Annotated in this window: 2 protein-coding genes; one reads left to right on the plus strand and one right to left on the minus strand. The window is 57.3% G+C overall.

What is annotated here, in order from left to right; genetic code table 11:
* Nucleotides 1–360: 360 nt before the first annotated feature.
* The gene (locus AC1D1X_RS23645; RefSeq protein ID WP_477666150.1) at nt 361–852 is read left to right on the plus strand and encodes a VOC family protein; all 492 of its coding nucleotides are present in this window, start codon (nt 361–363) and stop codon (nt 850–852) included.
* Between the two features lie 229 nt (nt 853–1,081).
* On the opposite strand, the gene AC1D1X_RS23650 is transcribed toward AC1D1X_RS23645, so the two are convergent.
* A partial coding sequence (locus AC1D1X_RS23650; protein WP_477699392.1) for a hypothetical protein occupies nt 1,082–1,277 on the minus strand: 196 nt, incomplete at its 5' end.

Genomic DNA, 1,277 nt, shown 5'->3' on the forward strand with positions numbered 1-1,277 from the left:
TGGCTGGCACTCTGGGCGGGATGACGGCGGCGGGTGGGGACGATGTTTTGCTGCAGGCGGAGCAAAGAAGCAATGTTGACAGGATGACTGCGTAACGCATGAAGAATTCTTTGGGTTTCAGTTTGATAAGAAAGGAAGGGCCTGAGCCTGCAAACTGATTCTAGGCGGCCAGTCTGCCAACCGCCTCCTCAATATGAACGAGCATAGGCAAACACACAGCTGTCATTGGGGCATCGGCGTATCCCTACAAGGGCATCAGTCCCATCCGACAAATCAGGTATGCAGGATGGATACCATGGGGGTTCTTTGCACCGTGGCGGGCGCCGGGTGCCGAATACCCAACCTTTCAGGAGACACGACATGGCCAGCAAAAAGACCAGCAAGAACACGATCTGTCTGTGGTACGACGGTGGTGCCGTCGAGGCCGCAAACTTCTATGCCAAAACATTCCCCGACAGCACTGTCGGCAAACTCTTTTATGCACCGGGTGACTACCCCGACGGCAAGCAGGGTGACGTGCTCACGGTCGAGTTCACCGTCGCCGGCATTCCCTGCATCGGGCTGAACGGTGGCCCGCTCTTCAAGCATAACGAGTCATTCTCTTTTCAGATTGCCACCGATGATCAGGCCGAAACCGACCGTTTGTGGAACGCGATCGTCAGCAATGGCGGGCAGGAAAGCGAATGCGGCTGGTGCAAGGACAAGTGGGGCCTGTCATGGCAGATCACTCCGCGCGCGCTCACTGACGGTATAGCCGACCCCGATCCCAAGGTGGCCAAGCGCGTGTTCGACGCGATGATGACCATGAAAAAGATTGACGTCGCCGCGATAGAGGCGGCGCGCCGGGGCTGAGACGCTTGATGGGATGACGCGCGTTTGCGTCCCGCTGCGCGTGCGCTCCTGTTCAGGCTTGAGAAGTGGTCCGGACGTGATTTGCATGCGAAATTTCCTCCGGAGGTACCGGGCGTAGTACGTACCGATATCGGGAGTTCGTCCTACACCACCGAACCCGCAGCCTCCTAGCATGAAGACACCAGCAATGAAAAGCCACCCCGGCGTGCAGCCGGTAACCGTGTGCGATTCATTCACGTGAAGAGGAGTTGGCGGCGTGATCAAGCGGCATTTTCTCTTCACTTTCATTAACGTTCTCAAGGAGACTGAAATGATTGGAATCAAACAAACTGCACTTTGTGCGGTAGTGCTTGCCGGCCTGGCGGGCTGTAGCGGCATGACGACTCAGGAGAAAAACACCGCCATCGGCGCCGGTGTAGGCGGTG

Source organism: Polaromonas sp. P1_G4 (assembly GCF_056405475.1).